Origin of the sequence: Pseudomonas sp. Pseusp3 (assembly GCF_047304225.1) — a bacterium.
GTDB classification, from domain to species: Bacteria; Pseudomonadota; Gammaproteobacteria; order Pseudomonadales; family Pseudomonadaceae; genus Aquipseudomonas; species Aquipseudomonas fluorescens_CD.
In genome coordinates this window covers 38,620-56,410 of record NZ_JBGLYV010000012.1, presented here as the reverse complement: position 1 = coordinate 56,410, position 17,791 = coordinate 38,620, and the positions used below count along the sequence as shown (strand labels likewise).

General features: G+C 57.7%; 17 protein-coding genes. All 17 read left to right on the top strand.

Going from position 1 to position 17,791, the window contains the following annotated elements:
• Positions 1-29 precede the first annotated feature (29 nt).
• The 17 genes from mnmE to glmS all read left to right on the top strand — a co-directional run bounded on the left by mnmE (position 30) and on the right by glmS (position 17,764).
• The gene (gene mnmE, locus ACCD00_RS06460) at positions 30-1,400 is read left to right on the top strand and encodes a tRNA uridine-5-carboxymethylaminomethyl(34) synthesis GTPase MnmE (protein WP_413422949.1); all 1,371 of its coding nucleotides are present in this window, start codon (positions 30-32) and stop codon (positions 1,398-1,400) included.
• 550 nt (positions 1,401-1,950) lie between these two features.
• A complete protein-coding gene (gene mnmG, locus ACCD00_RS06455) occupies positions 1,951-3,849 on the top strand; it encodes a tRNA uridine-5-carboxymethylaminomethyl(34) synthesis enzyme MnmG (RefSeq protein WP_413422947.1) in 1,899 nt (632 codons plus the stop codon).
• Positions 3,846-4,490, top strand: a complete 645-nt coding sequence (gene rsmG, locus ACCD00_RS06450; protein WP_413422945.1) for a 16S rRNA (guanine(527)-N(7))-methyltransferase RsmG — start codon at positions 3,846-3,848, stop codon at positions 4,488-4,490. The genes mnmG and rsmG overlap by 4 nt, the downstream gene beginning before the upstream one ends.
• An 18-nt stretch (positions 4,491-4,508) precedes the next feature.
• The gene (locus tag ACCD00_RS06445) at positions 4,509-5,306 is read left to right on the top strand and encodes a ParA family protein (protein WP_007969897.1); all 798 of its coding nucleotides are present in this window, start codon (positions 4,509-4,511) and stop codon (positions 5,304-5,306) included.
• A gap of 9 nt (positions 5,307-5,315) precedes the next feature.
• Positions 5,316-6,188, top strand: coding sequence for a ParB/RepB/Spo0J family partition protein (locus tag ACCD00_RS06440; RefSeq protein WP_057397318.1), 873 nt, complete (start codon positions 5,316-5,318; stop codon positions 6,186-6,188).
• 148 nt (positions 6,189-6,336) lie between these two features.
• Positions 6,337-6,744 (top strand): F0F1 ATP synthase subunit I, encoded by a 408-nt coding sequence (locus ACCD00_RS06435; protein ID WP_007985054.1) that lies wholly within the window; start codon positions 6,337-6,339, stop codon positions 6,742-6,744.
• 16 nt (positions 6,745-6,760) lie between these two features.
• Positions 6,761-7,630 carry a F0F1 ATP synthase subunit A gene (atpB, locus tag ACCD00_RS06430; protein WP_008018368.1) on the top strand — a complete coding sequence of 290 codons (870 nt, stop codon included), beginning with the start codon at positions 6,761-6,763 and terminating at the stop codon, positions 7,628-7,630.
• 134 nt (positions 7,631-7,764) lie between these two features.
• Positions 7,765-8,022, top strand: a complete 258-nt coding sequence (gene atpE, locus ACCD00_RS06425) for a F0F1 ATP synthase subunit C (protein ID WP_003097235.1) — start codon at positions 7,765-7,767, stop codon at positions 8,020-8,022.
• Between the two features lie 58 nt (positions 8,023-8,080).
• The gene (locus ACCD00_RS06420) at positions 8,081-8,551 is read left to right on the top strand and encodes a F0F1 ATP synthase subunit B (RefSeq protein ID WP_007969903.1); all 471 of its coding nucleotides are present in this window, start codon (positions 8,081-8,083) and stop codon (positions 8,549-8,551) included.
• Positions 8,552-8,563: 12 nt separating this feature from the next.
• Positions 8,564-9,100, top strand: a complete 537-nt coding sequence (locus tag ACCD00_RS06415) for a F0F1 ATP synthase subunit delta (protein WP_008018367.1) — start codon at positions 8,564-8,566, stop codon at positions 9,098-9,100.
• 21 nt (positions 9,101-9,121) lie between these two features.
• Positions 9,122-10,666, top strand: a complete 1,545-nt coding sequence (atpA, locus tag ACCD00_RS06410; protein ID WP_413422942.1) for a F0F1 ATP synthase subunit alpha — start codon at positions 9,122-9,124, stop codon at positions 10,664-10,666.
• 50 nt (positions 10,667-10,716) lie between these two features.
• Positions 10,717-11,577 (top strand): F0F1 ATP synthase subunit gamma, encoded by an 861-nt coding sequence (gene atpG / locus ACCD00_RS06405; RefSeq protein WP_007934344.1) that lies wholly within the window; start codon positions 10,717-10,719, stop codon positions 11,575-11,577.
• 27 nt (positions 11,578-11,604) lie between these two features.
• Positions 11,605-12,981: a F0F1 ATP synthase subunit beta gene (atpD, locus tag ACCD00_RS06400; RefSeq protein ID WP_008018365.1), complete on the top strand. Its 1,377-nt coding sequence runs from the start codon at positions 11,605-11,607 to the stop codon at positions 12,979-12,981.
• A gap of 45 nt (positions 12,982-13,026) precedes the next feature.
• Positions 13,027-13,452: a F0F1 ATP synthase subunit epsilon gene (locus ACCD00_RS06395; protein WP_007985046.1), complete on the top strand. Its 426-nt coding sequence runs from the start codon at positions 13,027-13,029 to the stop codon at positions 13,450-13,452.
• 113 nt (positions 13,453-13,565) lie between these two features.
• Positions 13,566-14,933 carry a bifunctional UDP-N-acetylglucosamine diphosphorylase/glucosamine-1-phosphate N-acetyltransferase GlmU gene (gene glmU, locus ACCD00_RS06390; protein ID WP_413422940.1) on the top strand — a complete coding sequence of 456 codons (1,368 nt, stop codon included), beginning with the start codon at positions 13,566-13,568 and terminating at the stop codon, positions 14,931-14,933.
• Between the two features lie 220 nt (positions 14,934-15,153).
• Positions 15,154-15,930: a DeoR family transcriptional regulator gene (locus ACCD00_RS06385; protein ID WP_413422938.1), complete on the top strand. Its 777-nt coding sequence runs from the start codon at positions 15,154-15,156 to the stop codon at positions 15,928-15,930.
• A gap of 1 nt (position 15,931) precedes the next feature.
• The gene (glmS, locus tag ACCD00_RS06380) at positions 15,932-17,764 is read left to right on the top strand and encodes a glutamine--fructose-6-phosphate transaminase (isomerizing) (protein ID WP_413422936.1); all 1,833 of its coding nucleotides are present in this window, start codon (positions 15,932-15,934) and stop codon (positions 17,762-17,764) included.
• Positions 17,765-17,791 lie beyond the last annotated feature (27 nt).

Genomic DNA, 17,791 nt, shown 5'->3' with positions numbered 1-17,791 from the left:
ATCTGTCACTTTTGTCTGGATACCGGTTTATGAGCGTTCCTCGTGAAACCATCGCCGCCGTCGCCACCGCTCAAGGTCGCGGTGGTGTAGGCATCGTGCGTATTTCCGGGCCGTTGGCCAGCGTTGCAGCCAAGGCCTTCAGTGGTCGCGAGCTCAAGCCGCGATTTGCCCACTATGGCCCGTTTCTCAGTGAAAACGACGAGGTGCTGGACCAGGGCATCGCCCTGTATTTTCCAGGGCCAAACTCGTTCACCGGCGAAGATGTGCTGGAACTCCAGGGTCATGGCGGCCCGATCGTTCTGGATATGTTGCTCAAGCGCTGCCTGGAACTGGGTTGCCGTCTCGCCCGACCGGGGGAATTCAGTGAGCGCGCCTTCCTCAATGACAAACTGGACCTTGCTCAGGCCGAGGCGATTGCCGACCTGATTGAAGCCAGTTCCACCCAGGCTGCGCGAAACGCATTGCGCTCCCTGCAGGGGGCTTTTTCATCACGTGTGCATAACCTCACCGAGCAACTGATCGGCCTTCGAATCTATGTCGAAGCGGCCATCGACTTCCCGGAAGAGGAAATCGACTTCCTCGCCGATGGCCACGTCCTGAGCATGCTCGACAAAGTGCGCGACGAGTTATCCACCGTCATGCGCGAAGCCGGGCAGGGCGCCTTGCTGCGAGACGGTATGACCGTGGTCATTGCCGGTCGTCCGAATGCCGGTAAATCCAGCCTGCTCAATGCACTGGCCGGGCGTGAGGCGGCGATCGTGACCGAAATCGCCGGCACCACCCGGGATGTGCTTCGGGAACATATCCACATCGATGGCATGCCGCTGCACGTGGTGGATACCGCCGGTCTGCGCGATACCGATGACCATGTGGAAAAAATCGGCGTCGAGCGAGCCTTGAAAGCCATCGGCGAAGCGGATCGGGTGCTGCTGGTGGTCGACGCCACGGCACCGGAAGCCCTCGATCCGTTCGCACTCTGGCCGGAATTTCTCGAAATCCGTCCAGATCCCGCGAAAGTGACCCTGATCCGCAATAAGGCCGACCTTACGGGCGAAGCCATTGCCCTGGAGGTCAGCGACGATGGCCACGTCACCATCAGCCTGAGCGCCAAGTCCGGTGGTGTCGGCCTGGAGCTGCTGCGCGATCACCTGAAGGCCTGCATGGGCTACGAACAAACGTCCGAAAGCAGTTTCAGTGCTCGCCGGCGACACTTGGAGGCGCTAGGTCATGCCAGTGCCGCTCTCGAACATGGTCGCGCCCAATTGACCCTGGCTGGTGCTGGCGAATTGTTGGCCGAGGATTTGCGCCAGGCTCAGCAATCCCTGGGAGAAATCACCGGCGCCTTCAGCTCTGACGATCTGTTGGGGCGGATTTTCTCCAGCTTCTGCATCGGCAAGTAGCCCTCCAGTTGTTCACAGACAGGCCATTCGCGCCTGTCTGCTCCCTCCTTTTCTGAATAAACCTTCCAGTGCTGGGCGGACTTTGTCTGCCTGAGCGGAATTCCTGCACCTGAATTTCGCGCAAATGGGGCTTTTCTGTGGATTAAGCCCTGTGAATAACCACCGCTAAGGTCAGTTGATAACAGGGCCCGAAAACTGAACATAACCGCCTCTGTGGATAACAGCCCCTTTCATCCACAGGCTTACACCGGTTATCCAAGGGCCTCATTGGCACATGAACACAGGGTTTTGAATCTCTGTACACATTGAAAATAAAGGGCTGTGTTAATCTATCCACAGAAAGGCATGTGCATAGAAATAAACATAAAAACAAAGATTTAATAAATTTCTCTCTTTTTAATTTCTATAACTCCGACTTTTCCACAGCTGGTTAAATTTTGTGCAAAGGGTTCTTTAGGAAGGGCGAAGTCCCTATACTTGTCGACCAGGTCCGAAAACCTGAGCTCAAACTATTCCTGAATTACCTACTTAAGCAGGCACGAGGTGCGTGGTGGATTTCCCTTCCCGTTTTGAAGTGATCGTCATCGGCGGCGGTCATGCCGGTACCGAGGCAGCACTGGCCTCAGCACGTATGGGGGTTAAAACCCTGTTGCTGACGCATAACGTGGAAACCCTCGGTGCCATGAGTTGCAACCCGGCCATTGGCGGGATCGGCAAAAGCCACCTGGTCAAGGAAATCGACGCCCTCGGTGGCGCGATGGCCATCGCTACCGATAAAGGCGGTATCCAGTTTCGCGTGTTGAACAGCCGTAAAGGCCCCGCTGTGCGAGCAACCCGCGCACAGGCAGACCGGGTTCTGTACAAGGCCGCTGTCCGCGAAATCCTGGAAAACCAGCCGAACCTGTGGATATTTCAACAGGCTGCAGACGATCTGATCGTCGAGCAGGAACAAGTCCGTGGTGTTGTCACCCAAATGGGCCTGCGGTTCCTCGCGGATTCGGTGGTGTTGACCACCGGCACGTTCCTCGGTGGACTTATCCACATCGGTTTGCAGAATTTTTCTGGCGGTCGCGCCGGTGATCCACCATCGATAGCTCTGGCTCACCGTCTGCGTGAGCTGCCATTGCGTGTGGGTCGTTTGAAAACCGGTACTCCGCCGCGTATCGACAGCCGGTCTGTGGATTTCTCGGTGATGACCGAACAACCGGGCGATACGCCGATCCCGGTGATGTCGTTCATGGGCAACAAGGAACAGCATCCACAGCAGGTCAGTTGCTGGATTACCCACACGAATGCGCGCACCCACGAAATCATCGCCGCGAACCTCGACCGTTCGCCGATGTATTCCGCTGCCGGTGAGATCGAAGGCATCGGCCCGCGTTACTGCCCGTCAATCGAAGACAAGATCCATCGCTTTGCCGACAAGCAAAGCCACCAGGTCTTCATCGAACCGGAAGGCCTGACGACAAACGAGCTGTATCCGAACGGGATATCCACATCCCTGCCGTTCGACGTGCAACTGCAGATCGTGCAATCGATTCGCGGCATGGAAAACGCACACATCGTGCGACCGGGCTACGCCATCGAGTACGACTACTTCGACCCGCGTGACCTGAAGTACAGTCTGGAAACCAAAGTCATCGGCGGCCTGTTCTTCGCCGGGCAAATCAACGGCACCACCGGTTACGAAGAAGCCGGTGCCCAGGGTCTGCTGGCCGGAACCAACGCTGCACTGCGTGCACAGGGCAAAGAAGCCTGGTGCCCGCGTCGCGACGAGGCCTACATCGGCGTATTGGTCGACGACCTGATTACCCTCGGTACCCAAGAGCCGTACCGGATGTTCACGTCCCGTGCCGAATACCGTCTGATCCTGCGTGAAGACAACGCCGACCTGCGCCTGACCGAAAAAGGCCGCGAACTGGGCCTGGTGGATGACGTGCGCTGGGCGGCTTTCTGCAAAAAACGCGAAAGCATCGAACTGGAAGAGCAGCGTCTGAAAAGCACCTGGGTTCGCCCAGGTACAGAACAAGGCGATGCCATCTCCGAAAAATTCGGCACGCCGCTGACTCACGAATACAACCTGCTCAATCTCTTGAGCCGTCCGGAAATCGACTACGCTGGTCTGATCGAAGTGACCGGTGGCGGGGCAGAAGATCCACAGGTTGCCGAGCAGGTCGAGATCAAGACCAAGTACGCCGGTTACATCGATCGTCAACAGGACGAAATCGCCCGCTTGCGAGCCAGCGAGGACACCAAACTGCCTGTGGATATCGATTACACGAATATTTCCGGTCTCTCCAAAGAGATCCAGAGCAAGCTCGGTGCGACCCGTCCAGAGACTTTGGGCCAGGCCTCGCGTATCCCGGGCGTAACGCCGGCAGCCATTTCGCTGTTGATGATTCATTTGAAAAAACGCGGCGCGGGCCGTCAGTTGGAGCAAAGCGCTTGAGTTCGTTGGTCACTTCGCAACATGCAGAAGAGTTATCCACAGGTGCCCGCCAGCTTGGCGTCACGCTGACAGAAGCCCAGCACGCGCAATTGCTGGGTTATCTGGCCCTGTTGATCAAATGGAACAAGGCTTACAACCTCACCGCCGTGCGTGATCCGGACGAAATGGTGTCCCGTCATCTGCTCGACAGTCTGAGCGTGATGTCATTCATCGAAAACGGACGCTGGCTCGACGTCGGCAGCGGCGGCGGCATGCCTGGCATCCCGCTGGCCATCCTGTTTCCAGATTCCCAGGTGACATGCCTGGATAGCAACGGCAAGAAAACCCGCTTTCTGACTCAGGTCAAACTCGAACTCAAACTGGATAACCTGCAAGTTATCCACAGTCGCGTCGAAGCGTTCCAGCCTGCCCAGCCATTCAACGGGATCATTTCCCGTGCGTTCAGCAGCATGGAAAACTTCAGCAACTGGACTCGCCACCTCGGCGATAACGAAACACGCTGGCTGGCAATGAAGGGCGTTCATCCGGCCGATGAGCTGGTAGCATTGCCGGCAGACTACCACCTCGATAGCGAACACGCCCTGGCCGTACCTGGTTGCCAAGGCCAACGCCATCTGCTGATACTGCGCCGCACGGCATGATTGGGAACACAAGCAAGAATGGCTAAGGTATTCGCGATAGCGAACCAAAAGGGTGGCGTGGGTAAAACCACCACCTGCATCAACCTCGCAGCATCCCTGGTCGCGACCAAGCGCCGGGTGCTGTTGATCGACCTTGATCCACAGGGCAACGCCACCATGGGTAGCGGTGTGGATAAACATGGCCTGGAAAACTCGGTCTACGACCTGCTGATCGGCGAATGTGATCTGGCCCAGGCCATGCACTTCTCTGAACACGGTGGTTACCAGTTGTTGCCGGCCAACCGCGACCTCACCGCGGCCGAAGTGGTGCTGCTGGAAATGCAGATGAAGGAAAGCCGTCTGCGCAGCGCGCTGGCGCCGATCCGGGAAAACTACGATTACATCCTGATCGACTGCCCGCCGTCGCTGTCGATGCTGACCCTCAATGCACTGGTTGCCGCCGACGGGGTAATTATCCCCATGCAGTGCGAGTACTTCGCACTCGAAGGCTTGAGCGACCTTGTGGATAACATCAAGCGTATCGCTGAACTGCTGAACCCGAACCTCAAGGTCGAAGGCCTGTTGCGTACGATGTACGACCCGCGCCTGAGCCTGATGAACGATGTCTCGGCGCAGCTCAAGGAACACTTCGGCGAGCAGCTCTACGACACCGTCATTCCGCGCAACATCCGTCTGGCCGAAGCACCAAGCTACGGCATGCCGGCGCTGGCGTACGACAAAGCATCGCGAGGCGCCGTTGCCTATCTGGCATTGGCGGGCGAAATGGTTCGTCGTCAACGAAAAAACTCACGCATCGCCGCAGCTCAGGCAACTTAAGGAATCCCCATGGCCGTCAAGAAACGAGGTCTCGGACGTGGACTGGATGCTCTGTTGAGTGGTCCGACTGTCAGCTCGCTGGAAGAACAAGCGGCGCAAGCCGATCAGCGTGAGCTGCAACACCTTCCCCTGGATCTGCTCCAGCGCGGCAAATACCAGCCGCGACGTGACATGGACCCACAGGCGCTCGAGGAGCTGGCGCAGTCGATCAAGGCCCAGGGCGTCATGCAGCCCATCGTGGTTCGCCCGATCGGCAGCGGCCGTTTTGAAATCATTGCCGGTGAACGCCGCTGGCGCGCCAGCCAGCAAGCCGGGAAGGAAACCATCCCGGCGATGGTGCGCGACGTACCCGATGAAACCGCGATCGCCATCGCCCTGATCGAGAACATCCAGCGCGAAGACCTGAATCCGATTGAAGAAGCGGTAGCCCTGCAGCGCTTGCAGCAGGAATTCCAGCTGACCCAGCAACAGGTTGCAGAAGCCGTGGGCAAGTCCCGGGTGACCGTGGCCAACCTGCTGCGCCTGATTTCCTTGCCGGAAGTCATCAAGACCATGTTGTCCCACGGCGACCTGGAAATGGGTCATGCCCGTGCTTTGCTCGGTTTGCCGGACAATCAACAGGTTGAAGGGGCGCGACATGTTGTCGCACGCGGGCTGACCGTGCGCCAAACCGAGGCACTCGTCCGCCAGTGGTTGAGTGGCAAACCGGAGCCTGTCGAACCGGCAAAACCAGACCCGGATATCGCCCGTCTCGAACAGCGCCTGGCCGAGCGCCTAGGCTCTGCGGTGCAGATTCGCCACGGTAAGAAGGGTAAAGGGCAGTTAGTGATTGGATATAACTCCCTGGATGAACTACAAGGTGTACTCGCACATATTCGCTGAAACATTTCCTCATGTAGCGCGCAATCGGAAATCACTACCTGACAGTTGAATAGGGGCCGAACCGCCCCTATACTCTGCGCGCATTTTGTCGGCACAAATTATGCCAAGTTATTGAATTTCGGCAGCCGGCCATTGGAGAGTAAAAGTGATGGAAACCCGCACGCCAAACCGCTTGCCATTCCATCGCCTGGCAGTTTTTCCGGTGTTAATGGCTCAATTTGTCGTTCTGCTCATTGCCGCTTTGGCGCTCTGGCAACGGTATGGAGTCGTTGCCGGGTACTCGGGACTTTGCGGAGGCCTGATAGCCTTGCTTCCCAATGTTTATTTCGCTCACAGGGCATTTCGGTTTTCCGGCGCCCGGGCAGCTCAAGCCATCGTCCGGTCATTTTATGCCGGCGAGGCGGGCAAACTGATTTTGACGGCGGTGCTTTTTGCATTGACGTTCGCAGGTGTGAAGCCATTGGCGCCGCTAGCTGTATTCGGCGTCTTCGTGCTGACCCAACTGGTCAGCTGGTTCGCTCCCCTGCTGATGAGAACAAGACTTTCGAGACCTTAGGGCGTTTGAGGCAACCATGGCAGAAACAACCGCTTCGGGCTATATCCAGCACCACTTGCAGAACCTGACCTTCGGTCAGCACCCTACCGGCGGCTGGGGCTTTGCCCACACCGCAGCAGAAGCCAAGGAAATGGGCTTCTGGGCTTTCCACGTCGATACTCTCGGCTGGTCGATCGCATTGGGTCTGATCTTCGTTCTTCTTTTCCGCATGGCGGCCAAGAAAGCGACTTCCGGTCAGCCAGGTGCTTTGCAGAACTTCGTTGAAGTTTTGGTCGAATTCGTCGATGGCAGCGTGAAAGACAGCTTCCATGGCCGTAGCCCGGTGATTGCACCGCTGGCACTGACCATCTTCGTCTGGGTGTTCCTGATGAACGCCGTCGACCTGGTACCGGTCGACTGGATTCCTCAGCTGGCCATCCTGATCTCCGGCGACCACCACATCCCGTTCCGCGCCGTGTCGACCACCGACCCGAACGCTACCCTGGCCATGGCCTTCACGGTGTTCGCGCTGATCATTTTCTACAGCATCAAGATCAAGGGCCTCGGCGGCTTCATCGGCGAGCTGACCCTGCACCCGTTCGGCAGCAAGAACATCTTCGTTCAAGCCCTGCTGATCCCGGTGAACTTCCTGCTGGAATTCGTGACCCTGATCGCCAAGCCGATCTCCCTGGCTCTGCGTCTGTTCGGCAACATGTATGCCGGTGAGCTGGTCTTCATTCTGATTGCTGTGATGTTCGGCAGCGGTCTGCTCTGGCTCAGCGGCCTGGGCGTTGTTCTGCAGTGGGCGTGGGCTGTGTTCCACATCCTGATCATCACCCTGCAGGCGTTCATCTTCATGATGCTGACCATCGTCTACCTGTCGATGGCACACGAAGAAAACCATTAAGACCAGTTTCGACTAGTCTGATGTCCCTCCCCGTTAAACGGGAGGGGGCTCTTAACGGGGCCTCTGAAACGATTTGTTTTACCGCTTTAAATTAAAAAAACCTAAACCATACGACGTAAAAGTCGGGAGGAAAGATGGAAACTGTAGTTGGTCTAACCGCTATCGCTGTTGCACTGTTGATCGGCCTGGGCGCACTGGGTACCGCAATTGGTTTCGGCCTGCTGGGCGGCAAGTTCCTGGAAGGCGCAGCGCGTCAGCCAGAAATGGTTCCAATGCTGCAAGTTAAAATGTTCATCGTTGCCGGTCTGCTCGACGCCGTAACCATGATCGGTGTTGGTATCGCTCTGTTCTTCACCTTTGCGAACCCGTTCGTTGGTCAAATCGCTGGCTAATTACTCGGATCTTCCGGGTAATTTGGTGTGATGGACAACGTAACTGCGAGGTGTTGGCGTGAACATTAATGCGACCCTGATTGGCCAGTCCGTTGCGTTCCTGATTTTTGTACTGTTCTGCATGAAGTTCGTATGGCCTCCGGTCATCACGGCACTGCACGAACGTCAAAAGAAGATCGCTGATGGTCTGGACGCTGCCAGCCGAGCAGCTCGCGACCTGGAGTTGGCCCAAGAGAAAGCGGGTCAGCAACTGCGCGAAGCGAAAGCTCAGGCAGCTGAAATCATCGAGCAAGCCAAGAAACGCGGTACCCAGATTGTCGACGAAGCCCGTGAACAGGCTCGCGTCGAAGCTGACCGTGTGAAGGCTCAGGCTCAGGCCGAGATCGAACAGGAACTGAACAGCGTCAAAGACGCGCTGCGCGCCCAAGTGGGTAGCCTGGCCGTTGGCGGTGCTTCGAAGATCCTGGGCAAGGCAATCGATCAAAACGCGCACGCAGAGCTGGTTAACCAACTGGCTGCTGAAATCTAAGCGAGGGCGATCATGGCAGAACTGACCACGTTGGCCCGACCTTACGCTAAGGCGGCCTTCGAGCACGCTCAGGCCCACCAGCAACTGGCCAATTGGTCAGCCATGCTCGGCCTGGCTGCAGCGGTGTCGGAAGACGACACCATGCAGAGCGTGCTCAAGGCCCCGCGACTGACGAGCGCAGAAAAGGCCGCCACGTTCATTGACGTGTGCGGCGACAAGTTCGATGCCAAGGCACAGAATTTCATCCACGTTGTTGCCGAAAACGAGCGCCTCCTGCTTCTGCCGGAGATCGCCGCTCTGTTCGACCTGTACAAGGCCGAGCAAGAGAAATCGGTAGACGTAGAAGTGACCAGTGCTTTCGCATTGAACCAAGAACAGCAAGACAAACTCGCCAAGGTTCTCAGTGCACGACTCAACCGGGAAGTGCGCCTGCAAGTCGAGGAAGATTCATCCCTTATTGGGGGTGTTGTCATCCGCGCCGGCGACCTGGTTATCGATGGCTCGATTCGCGGCAAAATCGCGAAACTTGCCGAAGCATTGAAATCTTGAGTTTGAAGGGGCAGCAGAGCAATGCAGCAACTCAATCCTTCCGAAATAAGTGAAATTATCAAGGGCCGCATCGACAATCTCGATGTGACCTCCCAAGCCCGTAACGAAGGCACTGTCGTCAGCGTATCTGACGGCATCGTGCGGATTCACGGTCTGGCCGACGTTATGTCCGGCGAGATGATCGAGTTTCCGGGCGGCGTCTACGGTATGGCCCTCAACCTGGAGCAAGACTCCGTAGGTGCCGTTATTTTGGGCGCATACCAGTCTCTGGCTGAAGGCATGAGCGCCAAGTGCACCGGCCGTATCCTGGAAGTTCCGGTTGGTAAGGAACTGCTGGGTCGCGTAGTCGATGCACTGGGTAACCCGGTTGACGGCAAAGGTCCGCTGAACAACACCCAGACCGACGCGGTCGAGAAAGTTGCTCCAGGCGTGATCTGGCGTAAGTCGGTAGACCAGCCTGTACAGACTGGCTACAAGGCTGTCGATGCCATGATCCCTGTCGGCCGTGGCCAGCGTGAGCTGATCATCGGTGACCGTCAGATCGGTAAAACCGCTCTGGCGATCGACGCGATCATCAACCAGAAAGACAGCGGCATTTTCTGCGTCTACGTAGCCATCGGTCAGAAGCAATCGACCATCGCCAACGTGGTTCGCAAGCTGGAAGAAAACGGCGCACTGAAAAACACGATCATCGTGGCTGCCAGTGCTTCGGAATCTCCTGCGCTGCAATACCTGGCACCGTACGCCGGTTGCACCATGGGTGAATTCTTCCGCGACCGCGGTGAAGACGCGCTGATCGTTTATGACGATCTGTCCAAGCAGGCAGTGGCTTACCGCCAGATCTCCCTGCTGCTGCGCCGTCCACCAGGCCGTGAAGCTTACCCAGGCGACGTGTTCTATCTCCACTCCCGCCTGCTGGAGCGCGCATCCCGCGTTTCGGAAGAGTACGTAGAGAAGTTCACCAACGGCGCAGTGACCGGCAAAACCGGTTCCCTGACCGCACTGCCGATCATCGAAACCCAGGCTGGCGACGTTTCCGCGTTCGTTCCGACCAACGTGATTTCCATCACCGACGGTCAGATCTTCCTGGAATCGGCCATGTTCAACTCGGGCATCCGTCCTGCTGTGAACGCCGGTGTTTCGGTATCCCGTGTGGGTGGTGCCGCTCAGACCAAGATCATCAAGAAGCTGTCCGGTGGTATCCGTACCGCTCTGGCTCAGTACCGTGAACTGGCGGCATTCGCCCAGTTCGCTTCTGACCTGGACGAAGCGACCCGTAAGCAACTTGAGCATGGTCAGCGCGTTACCGAGCTGATGAAGCAGAAGCAATACGCGCCAATGTCGATCGCCGACATGTCGCTGTCGCTGTATGCCGCTGAGCGTGGGTTCCTGACTGACGTTGAAATCACCAAAGTCGGCAGCTTCGAGCAAGCGCTGATTGCTTACTTCAACCGCGATCACGCCGAATTGATGGCGAAGATCAACGTGAAGGGTGACTTCAATGACGAAATCGATGGCGGCCTGAAAGCCGGTATCGAGAAGTTCAAGGCCACCCAAACCTGGTAAGCCGCAGCGGGAGTCGCAAGGCTCCCGCTTGCTAACCTGATAGGTGTTACATGGCAGGCGCAAAAGAGATTCGCAGTAAGATTGCGAGCATCAAAAGCACGCAAAAGATTACCAGCGCCATGGAAAAAGTGGCGGTCAGCAAAATGCGCAAGGCACAAATGCGCATGGCTGCTAGCCGTCCTTATGCGGAGCGCATCCGCCAGGTTATTGGCCATCTGGCCAACGCTAACCCGGAATATCGCCACCCGTTCATGATCGACCGTGAAGTAAAGCGCGTCGGTTATGTCGTAGTGAGCAGTGACCGTGGTCTGTGTGGTGGCTTGAACACCAACCTGTTCAAGGCTTTGGTCAAGGACATGGCGGTAAACCGCGAAAACGGCGTCGAGATCGATCTGTGTGTAGTTGGTAGCAAGGGTGCGGCTTTCTTCCGCAACTTCGGCGGTAACGTCGTTGCAGCTATCAGCCACCTGGGTGAAGAGCCGTCGATCAATGATCTGATCGGCAGCGTCAAGGTGATGCTGGATGCCTACCTGGACGGCCGTATTGACCGCCTGTCCGTGGTGTCCAACAAGTTCATCAACACCATGACACAACAGCCTACCGTGGAGCAGTTGATTCCACTGGTGGCAACCCCGGATCAAGAACTCAAGCACCACTGGGACTATCTCTACGAACCGGATGCCAAGGAGCTGCTCGACGGCTTGATGGTCCGTTACGTGGAGTCGCAGGTCTACCAGGCGGTGGTCGAGAACAACGCGGCTGAGCAAGCTGCGCGGATGATCGCGATGAAGAACGCTACCGACAACGCCGGTGATTTGATCAGCGATTTGCAGCTGGTCTACAACAAGGCGCGTCAGGCTGCGATCACCCAAGAGATCTCGGAAATCGTCGGCGGCGCTGCCGCGGTTTAACGGTTCAAATATTCAGAGGATCCAGCTATGAGTAGCGGACGTATCGTTCAAATCATCGGCGCCGTTATCGACGTGGAATTTCCACGCGACAGCGTACCGAGCATCTACAACGCGCTGAAAGTACAAGGCGCGGACACTACCCTGGAAGTTCAGCAACAGCTGGGCGACGGCGTAGTTCGTACCATTGCGATGGGTTCCACCGAAGGCTTGAAGCGCGGTCTGGACGTTGTCGACTCTGGCGCTGCCATCTCCGTACCGGTCGGTAAAGCGACCCTGGGCCGGATCATGGACGTACTGGGCAACCCGATTGACGAAGCTGGTCCAATCGACACCGAAGAGCGCTGGGGCATTCACCGTCCTGCGCCATCCTTCGCTGAACAAGCGGGCGGCAACGACCTGCTGGAAACCGGCATCAAGGTTATCGACCTGGTTTGCCCGTTCGCCAAGGGCGGTAAAGTCGGTCTGTTCGGTGGTGCCGGTGTAGGCAAAACCGTAAACATGATGGAACTGATCCGTAACATCGCCATCGAGCACAGCGGTTATTCCGTGTTCGCCGGTGTGGGTGAGCGTACTCGTGAGGGTAACGACTTCTACCACGAGATGAAGGACTCCAACGTTCTGGACAAAGTGGCACTGGTTTACGGTCAGATGAACGAGCCGCCGGGAAACCGTCTGCGCGTAGCCCTGACTGGCCTGACCATGGCCGAGAAGTTCCGTGACGAAGGTAACGACGTTCTGCTGTTCGTCGACAACATCTATCGTTACACCCTGGCGGGTACCGAAGTATCCGCACTGCTGGGCCGTATGCCTTCGGCAGTAGGTTACCAGCCGACCCTGGCTGAAGAGATGGGCGTGCTGCAAGAGCGCATCACTTCGACCAAGCAAGGTTCGATTACTTCGATCCAGGCCGTATACGTACCAGCGGACGACTTGACTGACCCGTCGCCAGCGACCACGTTTGCTCACTTGGACGCCACCGTCGTTCTGTCCCGTGACATCGCTTCCCTGGGTATCTACCCGGCGGTAGACCCACTGGACTCGACTTCGCGTCAGCTGGACCCGAACGTGATCGGCAACGACCACTACGAAACCGCTCGCGGTGTTCAGTACGTGCTGCAGCGTTACAAAGAACTGAAGGACATCATTGCGATCCTGGGTATGGACGAGCTGTCGGAAGCCGACAAGCAGTTGGTAAACCGTGCTCGTAAGATCCAGCGTTTCTTGTCGCAGCCGTTCTTCGTGGCTGAAGTCTTCACCGGTGCATCGGGTAAATACGTTTCCCTGAAAGACACCATTGCTGGCTTCAAAGGCATCCTCAACGGTGACTACGACCACCTGCCAGAACAAGCGTTCTACATGGTTGGCGGCATCGAAGAAGCGATCGAGAAAGCCAAGAAACTGTAATCCCGGCGCCCGGCAACGGGCGCTAATTTAGGTTGAGGCAATCAGATGGCTATGACAGTCCATTGCGATATCGTCAGCGCGGAAGGAGAAATCTTTTCCGGTCTGGTCGAGATGGTGATTGCGCACGGTGCACTGGGTGATCTTGGTATCGCCCTGGGTCACGCGCCGCTGATCACTAATCTGAAGCCAGGTCCGATCCGCCTGGTCAAGCAGGGCGGGGAAGAGGAGGTGTATTACATCTCCGGTGGTTTCCTCGAGGTTCAGCCGAACATGGTCAAGGTTCTTGCCGACACCGTGCAACGTGCTGCCGACCTGGACGAAGCCGCAGCTTTGGAAGCCGTTAAGGCTGCCGAGAAAGCCCTGCATGAGCGAGGCGCGGAATTCGATTACGGTTCTGCTGCCGCACGTCTGGCCGAGGCTGCAGCTCAGCTGCGCACCGTCCAGCAGATCCGCAAAAAGTTCGGCCACTAAGGCCGCTCTTGTTGTGTGATTGATTAAAAAGGGTAGCCTCGGCTACCCTTTTTTCTTTTCCGATTTTTACAACCCGGTCGCAGCCGCTGACCACCCAGGATTGGTAGCCAGTCATGTCTCTCGAAATCGTTATTCTCGCTGCTGGCCAAGGCACGCGTATGCGTTCTGCTTTGCCGAAAGTTTTGCACCCGATTGCCGGCAACTCCATGCTCGGTCATGTTATCCACAGCGCCCGGCAACTTGATCCACAGCGCATTCATGTGGTGATCGGCCATGGCGCCGATGCCGTACGCGAACGCCTGGCGGCGGATGACCTGAACTTCGTCCTGCAGGATAAACAGCTGGGCACCGGTCACGCCGTTGCTCAGGCAGTGCCGTTCATTCAGTCCGACACCGTGCTGGTGCTCTACGGCGATGTGCCGTTGATCGAAGTCGAAACCCTGCAGCGCCTGCTCAAGCAGGTGGGGCCGCAGCAGTTGGGCTTGCTGACCGTCGAACTGGATGACCCGACCGGTTACGGCCGTATTGTTCGTGATGCCGCTGGCAAGGTTGCGGCCATCGTCGAACAGAAAGATGCCAATGACGCCGAACGCCAGATCACCGAAGGCAATACCGGCATTCTGGCGCTGCCTTTTGCCCGCCTTGGCGACTGGATGAGCCGTCTCTCCAACAACAACGCCCAGGGTGAGTACTACCTGACTGACATCATTGCTATGGCAGTGAGCGATGGTCTGGTGGTGGCCACCGAGCAACCGCACGACGCCATGGAAGTGCAGGGCGCCAACGACCGCAAGCAGCTTTCCGAACTGGAGCGGCATTATCAATTGCGCGCCGGTCGCCGTTTGATGGCTCAAGGTGTGACGCTGCGCGATCCGGCTCGTTTTGACATTCGTGGTGAAGTCACGGTCGGGCGCGACGTACTCATCGACATCAACGTGATTCTCGAAGGCAAGGTCGTCATTGAGGATGACGTGGTAATCGGCCCGAACTGCGTGATCAAGGACAGTACCCTGCGCAAAGGCGTGGTCATCAAGGCCAACAGCCATATCGAAGGTGCCATTCTGGGTGAAGCCAGCGATGCCGGTCCGTTCGCTCGTCTGCGTCCAGGTACAGTGCTCGAAGCCCGCGCGCATGTGGGTAACTTCGTCGAGCTGAAAAACGCCCACCTCGGCGAAGGCGCCAAGGCCGGTCACCTGACTTACCTGGGCGATGCCGAAGTGGGCGCGCGCACCAACATCGGTGCCGGCACCATCACCTGCAACTACGACGGCGCCAACAAGTGGAAAACCGTGTTGGGCGAGGATGTGTTCATTGGTTCCAACAACTCGTTGGTAGCGCCTGTGGATATCCAGTCCGGTGCTACCACAGCGGCCGGTTCGACCATTACCTCGACTGTGGATAAGTCCCAGTTGGCGATTGGGCGCGCTCGCCAGAAGAACATCGATGGCTGGAAGCGGCCGGAGAAGATCAAGAAGGGCTGAGTTATCCACAACTCCCTTGTGTAGGAGCGAGCTTGCTCGCGATGGACGTCAACGATGACGAGGTCAGTCTGAACAAAAGCAGCGTCCTTAAGTCCATCGCGAGCAAGCTCGCTCCTACAAAGGGTTATCCACAGCTCTTTTTATCGCATTGCGCTTGACGAAGTTTCGCTGATAGGTTTTGATTGCTTCCGCTATCTTTCGAATCGAAACTTACCAGCTCATGTCGAAGCGCAACACACCTCAACGTCGTCACAACATCCTCGCCTTGCTCAATCAGCAGGGCGAAGTCAGTGTGGATGAGTTGGCCAAGCGCTTCGAAACGTCGGAAGTTACGATCCGCAAGGATCTGGCGGCACTTGAAAGCAATGGTCTGTTGCTGCGTCGTTACGGCGGGGCGATCACCATGCCTCAGGAACTGGTGGCCGACCTCGGTCAGCCGGTTTCCAAGTACAAACAAGCCATCGCCCGTGCCGCCGTCGCGCGGATTCGCGAGCATGCGCGCATCATTATCGACAGTGGCAGCACCACCGCCTCCATGATCCCGGAACTCGGGCAGCAACCCGGTCTGGTGGTGATGACCAACTCGCTGCACGTCGCCAATGCCCTGAGCGAACTTGAGCACGAACCGGTGCTGTTGATGACCGGTGGCACCTGGGACCCGCATTCCGAGTCCTTTCAGGGGCAGGTCGCCGAGCAGGTACTACGCTCCTACGATTTCGACCAGCTGTTTATCGGCGCCGATGGCATCGATCTGCTTCGCGGTACAACCACCTTCAACGAACTGCTCGGACTGAGCCGGGTCATGGCCGAAGTCGCCCGCGAAGTGGTCGTGATGGTGGAGGCCGACAAGATCGGCCGCAAGATTCCCAACCTGGAACTGCCCTGGAGCAGCGTCCATACCCTTATTACCGATGAACGCCTGCCACTTGAGGCTCGCGATCAGATTCAGGCCCGCGGCATCACTTTGATTTGCGCGGCTGTCAGTCAGGAGAAATAGCATGTGTGGAATTGTCGGCGCAGTCGCAGAACGTAACATCACCGCCATCCTCGTCGAAGGCCTGAAACGCCTCGAATACCGTGGGTATGACAGCGCTGGCGTGGCGGTCTACACCAACGATGAAAAACTCGAGCGCCTGCGTCGCCCGGGCAAGGTCAGTGAGCTGGAGCAGGCATTGACCACCGAGCCGCTGGTCGGTCGTCTGGGCATCGCCCACACGCGCTGGGCCACCCACGGTGCACCGTGCGAACGCAATGCACACCCGCATTTCTCCGGTGACCTGTCAGTGGTGCACAACGGCATCATCGAAAACCACGAAGCCCTGCGTGAACAACTCAAGGCCCTGGGTTACGTGTTCACCTCGGACACCGACACCGAAGTCATTGCGCACCTGCTGAACCACAAACTCAAGGATCTGCGCGACCTGACCGTGGCCCTCAAGGCGACCGTCAAAGAGTTGCACGGTGCTTACGGCCTGGCAGTGATCAGCGCGCAGCAACCGGATCGCCTGGTTGCAGCCCGCAGCGGCAGCCCGCTGGTGATCGGCCTGGGTATGGGGGAAAACTTCCTGGCGTCCGACCAGTTGGCCCTGCGTCAAGTCACCGACCGTTTCATGTACCTGGAAGAAGGCGATATCGCTGAAATCCGCCGCGACAGCGTGCAGATCTGGGACGTTGACGGCAAGGCCGTCGAGCGCGAAGCCGTGCAATATCGCGACGGCGCCGAAGCCGCTGAAAAGGGCGAGTTCCGCCACTTCATGCTCAAGGAAATCCACGAGCAACCGTCCGTGGTGCAGCGCACCCTGGAAGGTCGCCTGAGCCAGAACCAAGTGCTGGTACAGGCATTCGGCCCACAGGCGGCCGAGCTGTTCGCCAAAGTGCGTAACGTACAGATCGTTGCGTGTGGCACCAGCTACCACGCAGGCATGGTCGCGCGTTACTGGCTTGAAGAGCTGGCCGGCATTCCGTGCCAGGTCGAAGTCGCCAGCGAATTCCGCTACCGCAAGGTGGTGGTGCAGCCAGACACCTTGTTCGTGACCATTTCCCAGTCCGGTGAAACCGCCGACACCCTGGCCGCGCTGCGCAACGCCAAGGAGCTGGGTTACCTCGCCAGCCTGGCGATCTGCAACGTCGGCATCAGCTCGCTGGTGCGTGAATCGGATCTGACCCTGTTGACCCAGGCCGGTCGCGAAATCGGTGTGGCATCTACCAAAGCTTTCACCACGCAATTGGTTGGCCTGTTGTTGCTGACGCTTTCCCTGGGCCAGGTTCGTGGCACCCTGGACAAAGGCGTCGAAGCGACGCTGGTCGAAGAACTGCGTCGTTTGCCAACCCGTCTGGGCGAGGCGCTGGCCATGGACAGCACCGTGGAAAAAATCTCCGAACTGTTCGCCGAGAAACACCACACGCTGTTCCTCGGCCGTGGCGCGCAGTTCCCGGTAGCGATGGAAGGGGCACTCAAGCTCAAGGAAATCTCCTACATCCACGCTGAAGCCTATCCGGCCGGCGAGCTGAAACACGGCCCGTTGGCGCTTGTGGATAACGACATGCCAGTGGTGACCGTGGCGCCGAACAACGAACTGCTGGAGAAGTTGAAGTCCAACCTCCAGGAAGTCCGCGCCCGCGGTGGCCAGTTGATCGTCTTCGCTGACGAGAAAGCCGGCATGACCAACGGTGAAGGCACCCACGTGGTGCACATGCCGCACATCCACGACATCCTGTCGCCGATTCTCTACACCATCCCGCTGCAGCTGCTGTCGTACTACGTTGCCGTACTCAAAGGCACCGACGTTGACCAGCCGCGTAACCTGGCGAAGTCGGTCACCGTGGAATAAGTTATCCACAATGAAAAACCCCCTTTT